At 67.5% G+C, this 17,442-nt stretch carries 17 protein-coding genes; 7 read left to right on the plus strand and 10 right to left on the minus strand.

What is annotated here, in order from left to right:
• Positions 1–64 precede the first annotated feature (64 nt).
• Positions 65–1,396 (plus strand): FAD-dependent oxidoreductase, encoded by a 1,332-nt coding sequence (locus tag ACIRG5_RS28055; RefSeq protein ID WP_402909738.1) that lies wholly within the window; start codon positions 65–67, stop codon positions 1,394–1,396.
• Positions 1,397–1,789: 393 nt separating this feature from the next.
• On the opposite strand, the gene ACIRG5_RS28060 is transcribed toward ACIRG5_RS28055, so the two are convergent.
• Both ACIRG5_RS28060 and ACIRG5_RS28065 read right to left on the minus strand, forming a co-directional pair.
• Positions 1,790–2,191, minus strand: a complete 402-nt coding sequence (locus ACIRG5_RS28060; protein WP_402909741.1) for an arsenate reductase ArsC — start codon at positions 2,189–2,191, stop codon at positions 1,790–1,792.
• 28 nt (positions 2,192–2,219) lie between these two features.
• Entirely contained in the window at positions 2,220–2,861 is a 642-nt protein-coding gene (locus ACIRG5_RS28065) for a three-helix bundle dimerization domain-containing protein (RefSeq protein ID WP_402909744.1), read from the minus strand.
• Positions 2,862–2,946: 85 nt separating this feature from the next.
• Here ACIRG5_RS28065 and ACIRG5_RS28070 point away from each other — a divergent pair, with 85 nt between their 5' ends.
• The 3 genes from ACIRG5_RS28070 (at position 2,947) to ACIRG5_RS28080 (ending at position 5,377) form a co-directional block, all read left to right on the plus strand.
• Complete coding sequence (locus ACIRG5_RS28070) at positions 2,947–3,273, plus strand: ArsR/SmtB family transcription factor (RefSeq protein ID WP_402909746.1); 327 nt, start codon at positions 2,947–2,949, stop codon at positions 3,271–3,273.
• A gap of 69 nt (positions 3,274–3,342) precedes the next feature.
• Positions 3,343–4,416 (plus strand): ACR3 family arsenite efflux transporter, encoded by a 1,074-nt coding sequence (gene arsB, locus ACIRG5_RS28075; protein WP_402909749.1) that lies wholly within the window; start codon positions 3,343–3,345, stop codon positions 4,414–4,416.
• Positions 4,403–5,377, plus strand: a complete 975-nt coding sequence (locus ACIRG5_RS28080) for an ArsO family NAD(P)H-dependent flavin-containing monooxygenase (protein WP_402909751.1) — start codon at positions 4,403–4,405, stop codon at positions 5,375–5,377. The genes arsB and ACIRG5_RS28080 overlap by 14 nt, the downstream gene beginning before the upstream one ends.
• Here the strand turns inward: ACIRG5_RS28080 and ACIRG5_RS28085 are convergent.
• Positions 5,367–5,723: an ArsR/SmtB family transcription factor gene (locus ACIRG5_RS28085; protein ID WP_402909753.1), complete on the minus strand. Its 357-nt coding sequence runs from the start codon at positions 5,721–5,723 to the stop codon at positions 5,367–5,369. The genes ACIRG5_RS28080 and ACIRG5_RS28085 overlap by 11 nt on opposite strands.
• Before the next feature lie 77 nt (positions 5,724–5,800).
• On the opposite strand from ACIRG5_RS28085, the gene arsM reads away from it, so the two are divergent.
• Positions 5,801–6,694 carry an arsenite methyltransferase gene (arsM, locus tag ACIRG5_RS28090; protein WP_402909755.1) on the plus strand — a complete coding sequence of 298 codons (894 nt, stop codon included), beginning with the start codon at positions 5,801–5,803 and terminating at the stop codon, positions 6,692–6,694.
• A 1,168-nt stretch (positions 6,695–7,862) separates the two neighbouring features.
• Here the strand turns inward: arsM and ACIRG5_RS28095 are convergent.
• The 5 genes from ACIRG5_RS28095 to ACIRG5_RS28115 form a co-directional block, all read right to left on the minus strand.
• Positions 7,863–8,141 carry a hypothetical protein gene (locus tag ACIRG5_RS28095; protein WP_402909758.1) on the minus strand — a complete coding sequence of 93 codons (279 nt, stop codon included), beginning with the start codon at positions 8,139–8,141 and terminating at the stop codon, positions 7,863–7,865.
• A 193-nt stretch (positions 8,142–8,334) separates the two neighbouring features.
• Positions 8,335–8,658 carry a hypothetical protein gene (locus ACIRG5_RS28100; RefSeq protein ID WP_402909760.1) on the minus strand — a complete coding sequence of 108 codons (324 nt, stop codon included), beginning with the start codon at positions 8,656–8,658 and terminating at the stop codon, positions 8,335–8,337.
• Positions 8,659–8,666: 8 nt separating this feature from the next.
• A complete protein-coding gene (locus tag ACIRG5_RS28105; protein ID WP_402909763.1) occupies positions 8,667–10,025 on the minus strand; it encodes a High-affinity nickel-transporter in 1,359 nt (452 codons plus the stop codon).
• The gene (locus tag ACIRG5_RS28110; RefSeq protein ID WP_402909765.1) at positions 10,022–11,317 is read right to left on the minus strand and encodes a tetratricopeptide repeat protein; all 1,296 of its coding nucleotides are present in this window, start codon (positions 11,315–11,317) and stop codon (positions 10,022–10,024) included. Before ACIRG5_RS28110 ends, ACIRG5_RS28105 begins: the two co-directional genes overlap by 4 nt.
• A gap of 70 nt (positions 11,318–11,387) precedes the next feature.
• A complete protein-coding gene (locus ACIRG5_RS28115; RefSeq protein ID WP_402909768.1) occupies positions 11,388–12,950 on the minus strand; it encodes a DUF4331 domain-containing protein in 1,563 nt (520 codons plus the stop codon).
• 785 nt (positions 12,951–13,735) lie between these two features.
• On the opposite strand from ACIRG5_RS28115, the gene ACIRG5_RS28120 reads away from it, so the two are divergent.
• Both ACIRG5_RS28120 and ACIRG5_RS28125 read left to right on the plus strand, forming a co-directional pair.
• Positions 13,736–14,314 (plus strand): sigma-70 family RNA polymerase sigma factor, encoded by a 579-nt coding sequence (locus ACIRG5_RS28120; RefSeq protein WP_402909969.1) that lies wholly within the window; start codon positions 13,736–13,738, stop codon positions 14,312–14,314.
• A 2-nt stretch (positions 14,315–14,316) separates the two neighbouring features.
• On the plus strand, positions 14,317–15,045 hold the full coding sequence (locus tag ACIRG5_RS28125; RefSeq protein ID WP_402909771.1) for an anti-sigma factor domain-containing protein: 729 nt from the start codon (positions 14,317–14,319) through the stop codon (positions 15,043–15,045).
• A gap of 63 nt (positions 15,046–15,108) precedes the next feature.
• Here the strand turns inward: ACIRG5_RS28125 and trxA are convergent, their stop codons facing one another.
• Together trxA and ACIRG5_RS28135 are read right to left on the minus strand one after the other, a co-directional pair.
• The gene (gene trxA / locus ACIRG5_RS28130) at positions 15,109–15,447 is read right to left on the minus strand and encodes a thioredoxin (protein ID WP_402909773.1); all 339 of its coding nucleotides are present in this window, start codon (positions 15,445–15,447) and stop codon (positions 15,109–15,111) included.
• A complete protein-coding gene (locus tag ACIRG5_RS28135; protein ID WP_402909776.1) occupies positions 15,444–17,180 on the minus strand; it encodes a cytochrome c biogenesis protein DipZ in 1,737 nt (578 codons plus the stop codon). Before ACIRG5_RS28135 ends, trxA begins: the two co-directional genes overlap by 4 nt.
• Positions 17,181–17,442: the final 262 nt, after the last annotated feature.

Here is a 17,442-nt window from a genome sequence, read left to right on the forward strand (position 1 = left end):
AATCGATCCCGGTCGATACAGTCCGACCAACTGATTCGAAGTACTTCGATACAAGGGGTGTGTCGTGAGTGAGTTGCCGGTGGTCGTGGTGGGTGCTGGACCTGCGGGTTTGTCCGCGGCGGCGCATCTGGTCGAGCGGGGTGAGCGGGTGCTCGTGCTGGAGGCAGGCGATCGGGCCGGTGCGGCGGTGTCGCAGTGGAACCACGTCCGGTTGTTCTCGCAGTGGAGCGAGCTCGTCGACCCGGCGGCCGAGCGGCTGCTGAGCCGGACGGGGTGGGCACGGCCGGACGGGGACGCCTATCCGAGTGGCGGGGAGTGGGCGGAGCGGTACCTGCGGCCGCTGGCCGCGGTGCTGGGGGACCGGGTGCGGTTGGGTGCGCGGGTGGTGGGGGTGGCGCGGCGGGGGCGGGACCGGATCGTGGACGCCGGCCGTGAGGACGAGCCGCTGACCGTGCACGTGCGGACCGCGGACGGGGAAGAGCGGATCACGGCGCGTGCGGTGATCGACGCTTCCGGCACGTGGGGCACGCCGAACCCGTTGGGCGGAGACGGACTCCCCGCGGTGGGGGAGCGGGCGGCTGCCGAGAAGATCACCTACCGCGTGCCGGACATCGCGGCTGAACGTGCTCGGTATGCGGGCAAGCGGATCGCGGTCGCCGGCAGTGGTCACTCCGCTCTCACCGCGTTGGTGGTGCTGACGGAGCTTGCCGAGCAGGAGCCTGGCACGAAGATCGTGTGGTTGCTGCGGCGCGGTGTGGTCGGCACCGCGTTCGGTGGTGGCGAGGCAGATCAGCTGCCGGCGCGCGGTGCGTTGGGGCTGCGGGCGAGGAAGGCGGTCGAAGCCGGGCGCGTCGAGACGGCGACCGGGTTTCGCACGGCGGCGGTCGAGCGCGCGGCGGACGGTAGCCTCACGCTGGAGTCGTTCGACGGTCATCGGGTCGATGGCGTTGATGAAGTTGTTGTGCTGACGGGGTTCCGGCCGGACCTGTCGTGGCTGTCCGAGGTGCGGCTCGACCTGGACCCGGTGTTGCAGGCGCCGTCCAGGCTGGCGCCGTTGATCGATCCGAACGTCCACTCGTGCGGCTCCGTCTATCCACATGGTGAAAACGAGCTGCGGCACCCTGAGCCGGGTGTTTATCTGGTGGGCATGAAGAGCTATGGCCGTGCGCCGACGTTCCTGTCGCTGACGGGCTATGAGCAGGCGCGGTCCGTCGTGGCCGCGATCGCCGGTGATCACGAGGCGGCCGGGCGCGTCGAGCTCGTGCTGCCCGAGACCGGGGTGTGTGGTGGGGCTGGGGTGTTCGACGCGCCGCAGGAGCAGAAGAACAGTGGCGGCTGCTGCGGCTCGCCGGAGACGGTCGACGTGACGATCGGACTCGCGCCCAGTGCACGCTGACACGACGGCGCGGCCCGGCATTGACGCCGGGCTGCGCCGCGTGCTGATCGTGTTGTGCACCACCGAGATCATCAGCTGGGGCCGACCATCAGCGCGCGGACAGGGGGTCGCTCGCGGCGATCACAGCAGGGTTCTCCGTGAGCCAGATCGTCGCGGGACTGGTAGGAATCCCGGTGGGCAAGCTGCTCGATCGACATGGCCCGCGCGTCATCATGACCTCAGGCTCGATCGTCGCCGCGCTCGCACTGGTAGCGCTGGCGACCGCGATCACCGACCGATGGGATGCCCGGGCAGCACCATGGCTGCCTGGCTCGGCGGCTACCCGGCTGTGTTCGTGGTTCCGGGCGCGATCGGGGTGCTGGCGGCCGCGTTGTCGACCGCCAGCGTGCCGCGCTAGCCGAGCAGTTCGGCAACCAGGCCGCGCACCCGGCGGTCGATGTCGTCGCGGATCGGGCGGACGGCGTCGATGCCCTGTCCGGCGGGGTCGTCGAGCTGCCAGTCGAGGTAGCGCTTGCCGGGGAACACGGGGCAGGTGTCGCCGCAGCCCATCGTGATCACAACATCGGAGGCCTCGACGTCCTCCGTCGTGAGCTTCGAGGGCACCTCGGCGGTGATGTCGAGGCCCCACTCGGCCAGCGCCGCGGCTGCGGCCGGGTTGACCTTCTCCGCAGGCTCGGAACCGGCCGAGCGCACGGTGATCCGGCCCATGCCGTAGTGCTGGAGCAATGCGGCGGCCATCTGGGAGCGGCCCGCGTTGTGCACGCAGACGAACAGCACCTCGGGGGTGGTGGACACGGCGGTTCTCCTTGTTCCCAAACGGATTTCAGTCGTGGAGCAGTTCGGACAGCAAGCCGCGGACACGGCGGTCGATGTCGTCGCGGACATCACGGACGGTGCCCAGCGAGGCGCCGGCCGGGTCGGCGACGTCCCAGTCGAGGTAGCGCTTGCCGGGGTAAACCGGGCAGCTGTCGCCACAGCCCATGGTGACCACGACGTCGGCGGCGCGCACCACCTCGTCGGTGAGCGGTTTCGGGAACGCCTCGGTCAGTGTGATGCCCAGCTCGGCCAGCGCGTCGGTCACGGTCTGCGGGATCGTGCCGGTCGGCTTGCTGCCCGCCGAGCGCACGGAGACCTTGCCGAACGCGTGGTGCTCCAGCAGCGCGGCCGCGATCTGCGAGCGGCCGGCGTTGTGGACGCAGACGAACAACACCTGCGGCACGGTGATCGTGGTCAGGCCGTCGGCGCGGCCCTGGTCGGCCAGCCGCTGGCGGGCGAACCGCGCGGTCAGGACCGGTAGGAAACCGGTGATGGTGGCGTGCTCGGCGAGCAGGTCGTAGGTCTCGTCCACGATCTTCGCGACGGTCTCGCGGCTGAACACCCCGTGGAACTTGTCAGAGAGTTCATCGGTGATCCGGAGCAGCTGGGCGGTGAGCTCGTGCTGGGGGAGTCCGCGGGTGCGGGACATCAGATCTCCTTGGACCGAAGTTCGTCGATGCAAATCACACCCCCTGTATCGACTTTTGTCAATCCAAACCGCTATGGTCAACGTCATGAGCCCGGACCAGACGCTGCTCGACTCGGCGACCGCCGCACGCTTGTTCAAGGCGCTCGGCGACCCGATCCGCGTCGACCTGGTCAGCCTCGTGCGCCGGACCGAGGGCCAGGAAGCGTGCTTCTGCGACCTCGCTGACCAGTTCGACATGCCGCAGTCCTCGCTGAGCCACCACCTCAAGATCCTCGTCAACGCAGGTGTGCTCAGCCGGGAACGCCGCGGGACCTGGAGCTGGTATCGCATCGACAACGCCGCCATCGACACCCTTGCGGCCGTGCTGGCGCCGGGAGGGCCGCTGCGCGACACCAGCGCCTGCTGCGACTGACCTGACCACGCCGAACTCGCCGATGTCCGTCATCGGGCGATGACGCCTGCCTACACCCAGGAGAACCTGTTGAGCACCACGGAAACCGCGGCACCGGACGTGCTGCACCGACTGTCCTTCCTGGACAGGTTCCTGCCGGTGTGGATCGGTGTCGCCATGGTCGCCGGCCTGCTGCTCGGCCGGTTCGTGCCCGGTCTGCAGGGAGTCCTGGACGCGGTGAAGATCGGCGAGGTGTCGCTGCCGATCGCCCTCGGCCTGCTGCTGATGATGTACCCGGTGCTCGCCAAGGTCCGCTACGACAAGCTCGACACCGTCACCCGCGACAAGCGCACGATGGTGCTGTCACTGGTGCTGAACTGGGTCCTCGGCCCGGCGCTGATGTTCGCGCTCGCGTGGGTCTTCCTCGCCGACCTGCCCGAATACCGCACCGGCCTGATCATCGTCGGTCTCGCCCGATGCATTGCCATGGTCATCATCTGGAACGACCTCGCCTGCGGAGACCGCGAAGCTGCCGCGGTGCTCGTTGCGCTCAACTCCGTGTTCCAGGTCATCATGTTCGGCGTGCTCGGCTGGTTCTACCTCGACCTGCTCCCCGGCTGGCTCGGCCTGGACACCACCGCGGTCGACTTCTCCGCCTGGGAGATCGCCAAGTCCGTGCTCATCTTCCTCGGCATCCCGCTGCTCGCGGGCTACCTGAGCCGCAAACTGGGGGAGCGGTCGCGCGGCCGGGACTGGTACGAATCGAAGTTCCTGCCCCGCGTCGGCCCGATCGCGTTGTACGGCCTTCTGTTCACGATCGTCATCCTGTTCGCACTGCAGGGCGAGACCATCACCAACCGCCCACTCGACGTCGTTCGAATCGCGCTGCCGCTGCTGGTCTACTTCGCCATCATGTGGGCCGGTTCCTACGCCCTGGGCAAGGCATCCGGGCTCTCCTACGAGCGGACGACCACGCTGGCCTTCACCGCGGCGGGCAACAACTTCGAGCTCGCCATCGCCGTCGCGATCGGCGTGTTCGGCGTGACCTCCGGACAGGCGCTGGCCGGCGTGGTCGGGCCGTTGATCGAGGTGCCGGTGCTCGTCGCGCTCGTGTACGTCAGCCTCTGGCTTCGGCGTCGATGGGTGGGTCGTGCTCAAGTCTGACGTCGTGGTGATCGGCGGTGGCCAGGCAGGGCTGGCCGCCGCCTTCTACCTGCGCCGCGCGGGCGTCGACCACGTGGTGCTCGACGCGCAACCGGTGCCGGGCGGGGCGTGGCCGCTCACGTGGAACTCGCTGCGCCTGTTCTCCGTTGCCCGCCACAGCTCGCTGCCCGGCTGGCCCATGCCGTCCTTTCCGGACGGATACCCGACCGCACACCATGTCGCCGACTACCTCGCCGCCTACGAGAAGCGCTACGACATCCCCGTTCACAGGCCTGTCCAGGTGACCTCGGTGAGCCGAAGCGAGGACGGGCTGCTGGTGCACACGGACTCCGGAACCTGGTCGGCGCGGCACGTCATCAGCGCGACCGGCACCTGGTGGCGGCCATTTCGGCCGCTGATGGACCTACCCGGCCGCCAGCTGCACACAGTCGACTACCGCGACCCGCTGGAGTTCGCCGGGCAGAAGGTCGTCGTGGTCGGCGGCGGCAACTCCGGCGCCCAGATCGCCGCAGACCTGGTGCCGCACACCGAGCTGACTTGGATGACCCGCCGGCCACCGCGGTACATGCCGGACGAGATCGACGGCAAAGCGTTGTTCGACATCGCCACCCGGCGCGGCAGCGTCAGTGAACTCGGCGACATCGTGGCTGTGCCGCCTGTTCGCGAAGCCCGTGACAGCGGGCTGCTCGTGGCCACACCGACGGACGCCGAAGCGTTGTCCAACGCAGACGTCGTGGTGTGGTGCACAGGATTCCGGCCGGCCCTGAGCCACCTGGCTCCGCTGAGACTGCGCGACACCGAAGGCCGCGTCACGGTCGACGGCACCGCGGCCGCGGATGAGCCACGCCTGCACCTGCTCGGTTACGGCAGCTGGACCGGACCCGCCTCGGCCACCCTCATCGGGGTCGGGCCGACCGTGAAAGCAGCGATCGCGAAGATCGCCACGTCGATCAGGCCGTGACCGACCGCCGGTCGCGGGTCACGTTGCTCAACATCGCGGCCATCCGATCGGTCGTCTCCGGGCGAACCCAGTAGTAGACCCACGTACCCCTGCGCTCGCAGTCGACCAGGCCCGCCTGGCGCAGCAGCTTGAGGTGATGCGAGATCGTGGGCTGGGACAGTTCGAACGCGGGCGTCAACTCGCAGACGCAGACCCCGCCCTCCGTTCGTGAAGCGATCATCGACAGCAGCCGCAGGCGCACCGGGTCACCGAGTGCCTTGAACATCGCAGACAGCTCGGCCGCCTGTTCCGCGGCCAGCGGGTCCTCCGGCAGCGGATCGCAGCACCCCACCTCTTGCTTCGACATTTTTCAATATTGACGGCACTTCGGGTTTTGCGCAACACTGCATAGACAGATTTCAATACAGCCTGGAGGCGCTACCCATGACTGAGCAGACCGAGCTGCGAGAGACCGTCCGTGCCCGCTACGCCGTAGCCGCGACCGCCGTCACACAAGGAGGAGGCGGCTGCTGCGGCCCGCAGGCCGTGGAGGTCGACGCGACCTTCGGCGCCACGCTCTACCCGGCGGCCCAGCGCGACGAACTGCCCACCGAAGCGGTCGCCGCCTCACTCGGCTGCGGCAACCCCGTCGCGGTCGCCGAGCTGCGCGAAGGCGAAAGGGTGCTGGACCTGGGTTCCGGCGGTGGCATCGACGTCCTGCTCTCCGCGCGCCGCGTCGGTTCCGCCGGCAAGGCCTACGGCCTGGACATGACCGACGAGATGCTCGCGCTCGCACTGTCCAACGCTGAGAAGGCCGACGCCACCAACGTCGAGTTCCTCAAGGGCAACATCGAAGCAATCCCGTTGCCAGGCAACACCATCGACGTCGTGATCTCCAACTGCGTCATCAACCTCTCCGTCGACAAGCCCGCCGTGTTCGCCGAGACCTTCCGCGTCCTGCGCCCCGGTGGCCGCCTCGGCATCTCCGACGTCGTCGCCGACGACCACCTCACCACCGCCGAGCGAGCCGAGCGCGGCTCCTACGTCAGCTGCATCGCAGGAGCCCTCACCTTCACCGAGTACCGCGAAGGCCTGGAAGCGGCCGGGTTCGCCAACATCGAGATCACCCCGACGTTCCAGGCCGCCGACGGCATGCACTCCGCGATCGTCCGAGCGGTGAAACCCCTCGACATCAAGCCCGTCCCCACGGCTGTCCCGGCGCAGGACGCAGGCTCGTGCTGCGGTGTCAGCGCCTGCTGCACGACCGATGAGCAACCAGTCGACTCGAATCTCACCGTGGCGGACGCGAAGTCAGCAGCGGGTTGCGGCTGCCAGTGAGCCCACCCGGTGCCGCGTTTGGTTGCCCTCACACGATGAGTGCGTCTTCGAGTGACATGAAGAGGGTGACAGGACAAGCGGTCGGCGCCTCGTTGCGAGATGGCTGCTTCGCGATGAGCGCTTGGCTCGTTCGGAGTTGGTGAGTACTGCCTGGGGTCGAGCACCAGCTGGTGGTGGGGGAGCGGCCGTCGGAGCGATGTCGTGTCCTCCCTGTCGCTGGTGAGCGGCATGCCGGAGTGATGCGTCAGGCCATGTGTGCCCTGCGGACTTCAGCAGGCACGCGCACTTACTACGACCGCCAACATGCCCGCGGTGTGCCGCACAATGCCGCCCTGCGCCACGTCGCCAACCGGCTCGTCGGCATCCTCCGCGGCTGTCTCTCCACCCGTATTACCTACGACGAAGCCACCGCCTGGGCGCACCACGTCGAGCGGGCCGCCCAACTTCCAGGGATGTCTCGGGCTCGCAAACCATGATCCACAACGCAGAAACGGAGAATGAAGATGAACCCCCGAAATACAGAGAAGCAGGTCGACTCGAAAGTCGACCTGCTTCTCTGGAGTACGCCGCCAGGGACTCGAACCCCGGACCCGCTGATTAAGAGTCCTCGGGTGGGCCTCAATTGTGATGTCGGCTGATGTCGGCGAGTGCCGTTTCCGCACTTCAAATGCAGGATCCGGGCGCGTTGCTTGCTGTGCGGTGTCAGTCTGTGTCGTCGCAGTTCAGGGTTCTCGGGCCCGTCCCGGGCTCGCAATCAGGGCTTCTGCGGGACGTGTCGCGGGTAGTCACAGTGATAATCGCGGTGGTCGTGGGCTGACTTTTCTCTTTGATTCGGCAACGTTCTGAGTTCTCTGAACTTTGATCATGTTCGACGGTGTCACGAGTTCGTGCTGGTCAGCGGTCCGTGGTGAGCGTGGGGATGCCGAGTTCGACGGTGGTGTGTCGTGTCGGTGGTGTGTTGAGCTGGCCAGTTTGTGCTCGGCGGCGGTGAGGCTGATGCGTAGGCCGTCGACCTCGCCGAGCCAGCCCTCGCGTTCGGCCTCGGCGATGCGGGCGATGAGGTTCGCCGCCCAATTGTCCGTGGCGCCGTGCTAATGGCGTGGTTGGCCGATCGTGATCTTTGCCGTCGACAAGCAGTGCTGAGCTGCCATCCGCGATGCGGACGATGTCAGCTGCGAGCAGGTATGCACGTCTCGGCCTCCGAAGCGGAAACCTCGTCGTGGACTCCCTTGCTCGCAAGGGAGTCCAATGACTTCAGCCGCCCGCCGAGGCTGTCGAGGGTTGCTTTCAGGACACTGCCCTGTGTCCGTCCGCCAAGCTGATCGCGGACGTGCTGGAGGAGGCGGTTGCTGTACAGGTCGTCGGACATCTTGCGTTCGATGCCGTCGTCGCCTGTGATCTTGAGGTCAGTGGCCGAGTACAAGGCGCCGGCGAGTGCCTTGGTCATGCGGCGGCAGGAAGTCAACGCGTGCGCCAGATCTCCCGGCACGTGCCCAGGTGTGCTTCAAACTCGGTTCCCTCGGCGTCAGGGAGTGCCGAATGCGTGAGCACCGATCAGCAAACTCGGGTTGATCGCACGGGTTGTTCCCGGTTTCAGCCAATTGGGTCCTAAGTGGAGTGTATTGTCTGGGCATCCGGTGTCAGCCGAGCAGTGCCGTGACGTTGGCGCGGTCGGCGCCGAGAGTCACGTAGAGCTGGGCCCACTGTTTGTCGGTGTCGGTGGGGGTTTTGCCGTCGCAGAAGGGTTTGCGGCCGTGGACGGTGTAGTAGCGCAGTAGTGACAGGGTTTCGCCGGTGCTGCGCATCGCTTCGTCGGTGTAGCGGGGGCCTGGCGCCTGGGGTTGGTGGCTCAGGCAGGTGAGCTCCTTGCCGTTCTCGTTGTCGAAGACCGGTCCGGGGTCGGGGGTCGTGGTGCAGGCGGTCAGAACGGCGGCGCCGCACAGGAGCGGGATGAGAAAGCGCATCGCGCCTCCTATTCGAACAGGGCTCGGGCAGTCAGCCCGAGGCCGACGACGAGGACGAGCCCGGCGGTGATGACGGGCAGGGCGGTGAATCGGTCTCGGAAGCGTTCGACGGCGGCGAGACGGTCGCGCAGGCGAACCAGCAGCAGGCCGACGGTGGTGAGGGTGGTGGCCATGCCCAGGCCGTAGCCCAAGACGAGCAGGACGCCGAACCAGGTACGGCCCAAGGCGATCGCGCCGAGCAGCACTACCAGAGCCGACGGGCTGGGGACCAGGCCGCCCGCCACACCCATGCCGATCAGACCGCCACGACCTACACGGTGCCCGTGTCCATGTCCATGTCCATGCCCATGCCCGTGACCATGGCCATGCCCTATGGCGACGGGTTGCCGTTGCAGAGCTGAGCGCAGCAGAAACGCCCCGATGGCGGTGACGAGCACACCGCTGGCGATGCCAAGCACCCGCAACAGAGACTCTCCGGCCAACGCGCTGGAGGCACTGATCACCAGACCTATCAGCAGCACCCCGAGCGTGTGGGTGAGGGTGACCGTGGCGCCGACCACGACAGCGTCGCGGGCGGTGCCGTCACGGCCCGCGAGGTAGGCCGCGATGACGGTCTTGCCGTGTCCGGGCAACGCGGCGTGGGAAGCGCCGAGCAGCAACGACAGCAGCACGGCGAGCACGCCGACCAGAGGGGTGAGGTCCTGCTGGCCGACCAGCCCGGTGAAGGCGCGGGTGGCCGCACCGATCAACGTGCTGCCGCCCTGGGGCGCGGCGATACCTGAGGCCGCGCCGGCTCCCGGTTCCACGCGCAGGCTCACTGTGCGGACGTCGAGGGGGTTGGCCAGCAGGTCGTCGGGGTAGACGCGGAGCTCGTTGCTGGAGCTGGTCGACGGCACCGGTGGGTCGATCAGCGCGATGCCGTCGCCGATTGCGGTCATCTCATGCCAGCCGACGCGGTTGGGCCGGTAGGTGTCACGCACGTCGATGGTGGCCGCGGTGCTCAGGTCGGTGGGTGCGCTCAGCAGGCAGGTGAGCCGGGTCGTGGCGAGACCGGCTTCGCCTGAAGGGAACTCGACCGAGGCGGACCGCAGCGCCACGGCCGTCCGCGTGCCGTTGACAGTCACCCCCAGACTGCTGCGCACGGTGTCGCACTCGCGGCCGGCATAGTCGGTCTGGCGGGCGGGTTGTTCTTGCAGGGTGGGGATCTCGGCGAGGTCGATGACGGAGACGAGGTCGATCCTGGCGGGGTGCACGGTGATGGCGTGGTGGTGGTTGATGGTGAAGTTGCCCAGCGGGTGGGCTCCGGCACGGGCCGGGATCGCCAGCATGGCCAGCGCGGTGAGGACGAGGGCTGCCAGCGCCTTCATCGCAGACCGTCCAGCGCGGCGCGGGCGGCAGGGGCGTCCACCGGTGAGAAGTACGGGTTGGTCCGCAGCGCCGAGCCGAGCGCGCCGACGGCGTCCACGGTACGGCCGAGGTCGCGCAGGATGATGCCGCGGTGGTAGGCGAACGTCGCGTTGCGCCAGCCCGCGGCAGCGGCGCGGTCGGCGTAGCGAGGAGCCTCAGCGTCGCGTCCGGCCAGGTGCAGTGCCCAGGCGAGTGCGTCCGCGACCAGCGGGTGCTGCCGGCGGCTCCATTCACGTTCGGCGGCGGCCAGTGCGGTGGCGGGATCACCCCGGTCGGCGGCGGCGACCGAGGCGGCCAGGTCGTCGGTGCTGCCCGAGGCGGCGAGCAGCCGTTCCTGCTGAGCGAGGAGGTCGAACTGGCGGGCGGCGTCCTCGGTGCGGCCCGCGACTTGCAGCAGGACGGCGTTTTCGTGCAGATACTGCGGTGACGGCACGCGTGCCACGAGGTCGGCGTAACCGGCGAGCGCGTCGTCCAGCTTGCCTCGGGCGGCCGCGATCCTGGCGCGCCCCTGCAGCAGTGCGGGGTCGAGCGGGTCGATCAGCAGGCCCTGTTCGTACTGGGCGGAGGCCTCGTCGAGGTCGCCGTTGTCGAAGGCCAGTTCGCCGAGGTGGTAGCGGCAGAACAGCGAGTCGGCGGGCGAGGAGGAGGCGTCGAGCGCGCGGGTGAGGGCTCGGCGTGCGGAGTCGACGTCGCCGCGCTGCTCGAAGTCGTAGGCGGCGCGGGTGAACGCGGGCACTCCGGGTTCGAGATCGAGCATCCGCTGCACGGCGGCCCGCGCCTCGTCAGCCAGACCGAGCTGGGTGAGGGCGTCGGCGAGCACGCCGTAGACCTCGGCGGTGTCGGGCAACGCGGCACGGGCGAGTTCGGCCTGGTCGCGGGCGGCGGTGAAGTCGTGGCGGGCGTTGGCCAGCGCGCCGAGGCCTAGGTGGGCGTTGCCATTTGCCTCCGGCTTGTGCCGTAGCGAGGTGCCGAGCGCGCCTTGGGCCTTGCCGTAGTAGGTCGGGTCGCCGGTGATCCTGGCCTGTTCGACGTAGGCCGAGCCGAGCTGCGCCCACGTGGCGGCGTCGCCAGGCACGCGCTTCAGCCGGTCCTGGGCCGCAGTGATGGTGCGCTGCACATTGCTGCGCACGACAGCGGCGCCTGGAGCAGGAGGGGCCGGGTCGTCGCCGCGGCTCAGCGCGGTCGCGGTGGTGGCGAGCAGCGCGGCGCCGGCGGTGATCGCCAGCACTGCGATGATCTTGCGGCGGTTCATGGCGCGCTCCGTAGGTTGCTGCCGAGGGACGTGTCGGGGAACGGAAGAGATTCCGTTCCCCGGCACGCTTTTACGCGACTGCGGGAACCGCGGTCCGAAGTGGACGGCGGCCCAGCAGCCACACGCCCGAGCCGATCAGCAGCGCCGAGAGGACGGCGTTGAGGATCAGCCCGTCCGGCAGACCGCCGCCGCCGCCGCCGGCGCCACCCGCGCCTGCGGGTGCCACTGCACCGGCAGCGCCGGAGTTGACGGCGGTGTTGTTCGGCAGTGCCACGTAGGGGAACGAGGTGCCGAACGCCTTGTCATTGGCGTTGACCTTGTCCCCGGCTGCAAGCGCGGGCACGATGCCGCTGACCGCGGCGCCTTCCAGCGCCTGCACGCCGATGTCGAGCACGTCGTCGGTGAGCCGGCGCCCGTTGGGGAAGCCCTGCAGGTCACCGGCGAGCACGCCCAGCCGGTTCGGCGATGCCGCCGGCGGGATGGACGTGTTGAGCCGCAGCTGTTCCGACGGCGTGAACTTCTTCGGATTCACGTCGGCGTTGTTCAACTGCGAGTTCAGGTCGGCCTTGATCGGCCCGCCGAGCTTGGTGGTGATGCCGGTCAGGAAGATCTCCACCAGGTCGTTGCGCGGCGTGGCCGGGGCTGGCAGGCCGTAGATCGCCTGGATCAGCTTGGGCACCTCGGGGTCGGTGACCCGCTTGACCAGATCCGGCGTCTTGCCGTCCTGGTCGGGTGTGAGGGCGTTGAACTTGTCCTTGAGGCCCGCAGGGACGACGACCTCGTTGACCAGCGGGTTGCCCAGGCGCGAGACCTGGACGAACGGGCCGACCGCACGCGATTCCCCTGGGCTGAGGATCATCGACTGCCGTTCGGTGTCGCTCCACACCCCGATGACCGGGTTGCGGGTCGCGTCGCCCTTGAGCGCCAACTGCGACTTGGGCACCTGCAACGCGATGGTGTTGACGTTGTAGCCGCGCAGCGTGTCCTGGCCGACCTCGGAGAGGTTGCCGCCGTAGAGCAGGTCGAACACCCGCAGGTCGAGGAAGAACGCGTCGTCGGACTGCCCGACGTAGCTCTTGCCGCCACCGGGCACGTCGGTGATCGCCTGGGCGCGCAGCGCGCCGTAGTCCGGCATGGACGCCGGGCCGGTGTTGGACGGCGCGACCTTGCCCGAGCGGATCAGCTTGCGATCACGACCGTCGCGGTCGATCAGCTCCAGCGTGTAAGTCTGCCGGAACAGCAGGTCCTCGTCGTCCAGCGACGTGACCGGCCCGTTGTTGTACAGGAACGTCGACTTGCCGCGGCGGTCCTCGGTGCGGAAGGTCCACCGGTAGGTCAGATCCGCCTTGGCGTCACCATCGTTGTCGATGTTGATGTCGTAGCGGGCATCGGTCGCCCACGGGTAGAAGTTCGGCCCGCCGTTGGGCTCCTGGAACGGCGACCAGCTCGCCACGAGCGTCACCGTGTCCGGCTTCTCCGGGCTGACGAACGCGTAGACGTCCGTGTTGTCCACCGCCGGATCACCCGCGATCAACGGCGCCTCACGGTGACTCGACGCACCGGCCGAACCTGAACCACCGATCAAACCTGCCGCGAGCAACGTGCTCCCGACCGCGATCAGACTTACCGCCACGCGTCGTCGACGACGCGTGGGAGGGGGTGCTGACATGCTCCATCCCTTCGGATCGAAGCCCGTCCGGAGCGAAACCCGCCACACGGACAGGACGCCATCCATTCGGCGCCAAGGCCGAGGAGGCTTGCCCAGTTCACCCGAACGCCCTCTTGCACACTGCTGGCATCAAGCGTTGACGCAGGCTGATGTCACGGCCAGCGACGACTGAAGACCGATCGTCGACGCACCGCCAACGCCGTCGTCTGCCTAATCGACGTCTGTTGTCTCTTGTAGAACTGTCCGAAGTGGACGAAGTCGGCCAGGCCCATCTGATGCGTGGCCGGTCTCATCCTCTTGAGGCGGAAGGTGACCTGGAATCGGCGACCGGTGAGACGCGCAGGACGAGCAACGCCGTGCCGGGCCTCACGTTAACTCGAAAGGATGAACGTACGTCAGTACCACCTGGACTGATTTCGGGGTGCCTATCCCGGATTTGATCGCATGGTCATGCCACGTCGAGAAGTACGCCGCGACCTCGAAAGGCAAGTGCGGCATGGGTTGCCGATCACGTGGATCACGCATGTTCACTCGAAAGTGGAGATTTCTGCAATCGCAGTCGATGAGTTACGTTGAGTTTCAACCACGACTTGCCGACCGCTTTCCGGTGTACGTGCACCGGTGTGATCCCGCTGCACGACAGGGCAGACGTGAGTGACGCCCGCCTCATGCCTCGGCTTCGAACCCGTGGGCGGACAAGTATCACGAGAAGGAGCGCGATGCAGCAACGCGACCTGACACAACGGATCATGTCCCGTGGTGTCGCCGAATCCTCAGAGCTGGACGATTCGGCGGAGGACCTGCTGGCGTGCGTGGCACGGGGCGATGAGGCTGCGTTCGGGCGGTTGTACGACCTCGCGGCGGGCATGGTGTTCGGGCTCGTGCGCCGGGTGCTGCGTGACGAGGCGCAGTCCGAGGAAGTGTTCCAAGAGGTCATGCTGGAGGTGTGGCGGACGGCGAGCCGGTTCGACCCGGACCGCGGCAAGGCCACGACCTGGATCATGACGATGGCGCACCGGCGTGCGGTTGACCGGGTGCGGTCCTCGCAGGCGGCGACCAATCGCGACGAACGCGTCGCGGCGTCGGCGGTGGAGATCCCGTTCGACGAGGTCGTCGAGCAGGTCACCGACCGCATCGAGCAGCGCAAGGTGCGTCGTTGCCTGTCGTCGTTGACCGACCTGCAGCGCGAGTCGGTACTGCTGGCCTACTACCAGGGCTACAGCTATCCGGAGGTGTCCAGTCTGCTCAGTGTCCCGCTGGGCACTGTGAAGACCAGGATGCGTGATGGCCTGATCAGACTGCGGGACTGCTTGGGGGTGACCGTGTGAGCATGTCGTCAGATCTGCACATGCTGACCGGCGTGTACGCGATGAACGCCCTGCCGGAGGACGAACGGGCGGAGTTCGAGGAGCATCTGGCGGACTGCGCCTCGTGCGCGCAGGAAGTCGCCGAACTGCAGGCCACCTCGGTCAGGCTCAGCCTCTCGACGGAAATCGAGCCCCCGTCCCATCTGCGCTCACAGGTGCTGGCGAAGGCAGCGGCCACCCCTCAGTTGCCACCGGAGACAACCGCCACGGTGACCGTGCTTGCTTCGCGCTCGCCGAAAAAGTGGCTGATGCGGGCGAGCCTGCTCACGACCGCCGCCGCTGTGTTCGGCGCGGTTGTGCTCGGTGTTCAGGGTGTGCAGGACCGGAATGAACTCGACGAGCTCCGTCAGTCGGCCGCCGGCTACAGCCAGGTCTCGGACCTGCTGAACGCTCCCGACGCGAAACTCGTCAGCGACTCGGCATCTGCGGGTGGCAAGGGAACCGTCGTGGTCTCGCCGAGCCGGGGCAAGGCGGTGTTCCTCGCCAGCGGACTGCCGAAGCTGCCGTCGGACCGCACGTACCAGCTGTGGATGGTCGGCCCGGACGGACCGCGCTCGGCAGGTCTCCTGCGAGACGAACCCGTTGTCGCAGAAGGCCTTGCGGACGCACAGAAGCTTGCGCTGACCGTCGAACCGAGCGGTGGATCATCCAGCCCCACGACGACCCCGGTTCTTGCGATCTCGGTGGTGTGACACGAAGACGAAGAGACCCCGACGGCCTCCAGGCCATCGTGGTCTCTTCGTCTCTGCTGGTGTTCAGAGCCAGGTGGAGAGCGCCTTGAGGATGTCGGCGCGCTTGCGTGGTGCGGTGAGGGTGGCGACGGGTTGTCCGCCGGAGAACAGCATCAGGGTGGGGATGCTGAGCACGCTGTAGCGGACGGCGATGTCGGGGTTGGCGTCGATGTCGATCTTCACGACGGAGATCTTGTCCTGGTGCTCCTCCGCGATGCCGGTGACGACCGGGCTCAGTGACTTGCAGGGCCCGCACCAGGGCGCCCAGAAGTCGACCAGCACGGGCTTGTCCGCGCTGAGTACATCGCTGTCGAAGGAGTCCGTGGTGACGTCGGTGAGGTGCATGGTGGTGTTCCTGATCATCCGAAGGTGAAGGAGAAAGCCTGGACTCCGGGGCTGACGGTCGCGGTGAGCGAGCCGCCCTGGATCTGTTGCGTGGCCACGAGCTGGTAGGAGTTGGGGGTGCCGTCGACCTCGATGGTCTTGGTCTGCCCGTTGTTCTGGACGGTGACGGTTCCCTTGCCGGACAGGACCATCCGGACTTCCTTGGCGCGGTAGTTGAGCTTGATCTGCCCGGAGTCGCCGGTGGGGGTGATGGACTGGGTGTCGAGCTTCCAGGCGCCGGCCAGGGCGAAGGTGCCGGTGCCCTGGTTTTCGGGGAACTGGAAGGACTTGTCGCCGCTGGTGTAGTTCTCGGTGCCGGCGAAGTTCACGCGCTTGGTCGAGCCGAGGTAGGTCTCGCGGGTGATGTCGGCGTTGACCGGGGTGTCGTCGGCCAGTTCAGTGGCGGCCGGGAGCCTCGTCTCGGGGTTGGCGTCGGTCAGCAACTGGCGGATGAGCTTCTCGGTGACCTTGTAGTCGCCTTCACCGAACTTGATGTGCCGCACGGTGCCCTGGGCGTCGATCAGGTAATGCGCCGGCCAGTAGCGGTTGCGGTAGTTCGTCCAGGTGCCCAGGTTGTTGTCCAGGGCGACCGGGTAGGTGATGCCGAAGTTCTTGGCGGCGGACTTCACGTTGTCCGCTTCCTTCTCGAACGCGTACTCGGGCGAGTGCACGCCGATCACTTGAAGGCCAGCGTCACGGTAGGCCTTGTCCCACCCGGTGACGTGCGGGATGGAGCGCTGGCAGTTGATGCAGGAGTAGGCCCAGAAGTCGAGCATGACGACCTTGCCCCGCAACGACTTCAGATCGATCGCCTGGTCGCCCGAAGTGTTGAACCACTGCTGGATACCGGTGATGTCCGGCGCGGTGCCACAGCTTTCCAGCTCAGGAGCGCCATCGGAGCACTTGTCGAGGTCCTTGTTCTGATCGTTGACCAGCCCGCCGAGGTTGAGCGCCTTGCGGACCTGCTCGGAGTTGTTCACCTTGTCCTGCAACGAACTGGTGTAGTCCGGGATGACGCGCTGCAGCAGCTGCGGCAGGTTGAACACCAGGCCGAACGCGAGTGCGATCATGACGACACCGGCGGTGATGCGGATGCCGCGCTGGCGCTTGCGGAAGGACTGCACGCGTTCGGCGACGCGGCGGCCAGCGAGGGCGAAGATCAGCAGCGGGATGGCCGCACCGACGGCGAACGTGAGCGTGAGGACGACGGTCTCGGTGCCGATCCTGCCGGTGGACCCGGCGACGGTGATGGCGGCCAGCACAGGCCCCGCACACGGGACGTACACGGCGCCCAGAGCGAGACCCAGCGTGAAACCGCCGCGGGTCGCATCAGGATTGCGCTGCGGGATCCAGGAGAACGGCTTCTCCAGCAGCTGCTCGAAGCGCGGCACGATCAGGCCGATGCCGATCAGGATGAGCACGACGATGCCACCCCAGCGCAGAACGTCCTGCGGCAGGTTGAGGATCGTGAGCAGCAGCGACCCGAACAGCGTGACCAGGCTGAAGCTGACGACTAGTCCGGCAATCACGAGGTAGGGCCGAGTGCGTGACGCCGGCTTGGTCGCCACGGCCACCCCTCCTGACCCAGGCGTCGTGGAGCGGGCGCTCTGGGTGCCGCCGGAGAAGAAGATGACGGGAAGGACGGGCAGGATGCACGGCGAGATACCGGTAACCAGGCCGCCGATCAGACCGATCAGTGCGAGGGTCAACATGTGGGCCCTACTCGGATTGACGGAAGTGTGTGATGTCAGTGCTTCGGGACTGAATACATCACGGATTGCTCATGTGGCAGAAGTACTTGCGACATAGAGGAGTGAGGCGCAGTTACTGTCGACTGTGGACGTTGTGTTTCCGGCGCGGTGCCTGCCCTGTTCGCGCGTGATCCGCGGTCTCGTTGGTAACAGATCGATAACCAGACCCATCCGTTCCCCGAGGGGCGGCGAATCACGAGTAACAACCTCCCCCGCTCATTCC

This window comes from Lentzea sp. NPDC102401, from assembly GCF_044765805.1.
GTDB classification, from domain to species: domain Bacteria; phylum Actinomycetota; class Actinomycetes; order Mycobacteriales; family Pseudonocardiaceae; genus Lentzea; species Lentzea sokolovensis.

What these genes read in the sequence shown, in the direction of transcription:
- trxA (WP_402909773.1), bottom strand. Translation starts at nt 15,447, where the DNA reads ATGATCAGGAACACCACCATGCACCTCACCGACGTCACCACGGACTCC.
- ACIRG5_RS28065 (WP_402909744.1), bottom strand. Translation starts at nt 2,861, where the DNA reads ATGTCCCGCACCCGCGGACTCCCCCAGCACGAGCTCACCGCCCAGCTG.
- ACIRG5_RS28120 (WP_402909969.1), top strand. Translation starts at nt 13,736, where the DNA reads ATGTCCCGTGGTGTCGCCGAATCCTCAGAGCTGGACGATTCGGCGGAG.
- ACIRG5_RS28085 (WP_402909753.1), bottom strand. Translation starts at nt 5,723, where the DNA reads ATGTCGAAGCAAGAGGTGGGGTGCTGCGATCCGCTGCCGGAGGACCCG.
- ACIRG5_RS28135 (WP_402909776.1), bottom strand. Translation starts at nt 17,180, where the DNA reads ATGTTGACCCTCGCACTGATCGGTCTGATCGGCGGCCTGGTTACCGGT.
- ACIRG5_RS28105 (WP_402909763.1), bottom strand. Translation starts at nt 10,025, where the DNA reads ATGAAGGCGCTGGCAGCCCTCGTCCTCACCGCGCTGGCCATGCTGGCG.
- ACIRG5_RS28100 (WP_402909760.1), bottom strand. Translation starts at nt 8,658, where the DNA reads ATGCGCTTTCTCATCCCGCTCCTGTGCGGCGCCGCCGTTCTGACCGCC.
- ACIRG5_RS28095 (WP_402909758.1), bottom strand. Translation starts at nt 8,141, where the DNA reads ATGACCAAGGCACTCGCCGGCGCCTTGTACTCGGCCACTGACCTCAAG.
- ACIRG5_RS28110 (WP_402909765.1), bottom strand. Translation starts at nt 11,317, where the DNA reads ATGAACCGCCGCAAGATCATCGCAGTGCTGGCGATCACCGCCGGCGCC.
- ACIRG5_RS28070 (WP_402909746.1), top strand. Translation starts at nt 2,947, where the DNA reads ATGAGCCCGGACCAGACGCTGCTCGACTCGGCGACCGCCGCACGCTTG.
- ACIRG5_RS28125 (WP_402909771.1), top strand. Translation starts at nt 14,317, where the DNA reads ATGTCGTCAGATCTGCACATGCTGACCGGCGTGTACGCGATGAACGCC.
- arsM (WP_402909755.1), top strand. Translation starts at nt 5,801, where the DNA reads ATGACTGAGCAGACCGAGCTGCGAGAGACCGTCCGTGCCCGCTACGCC.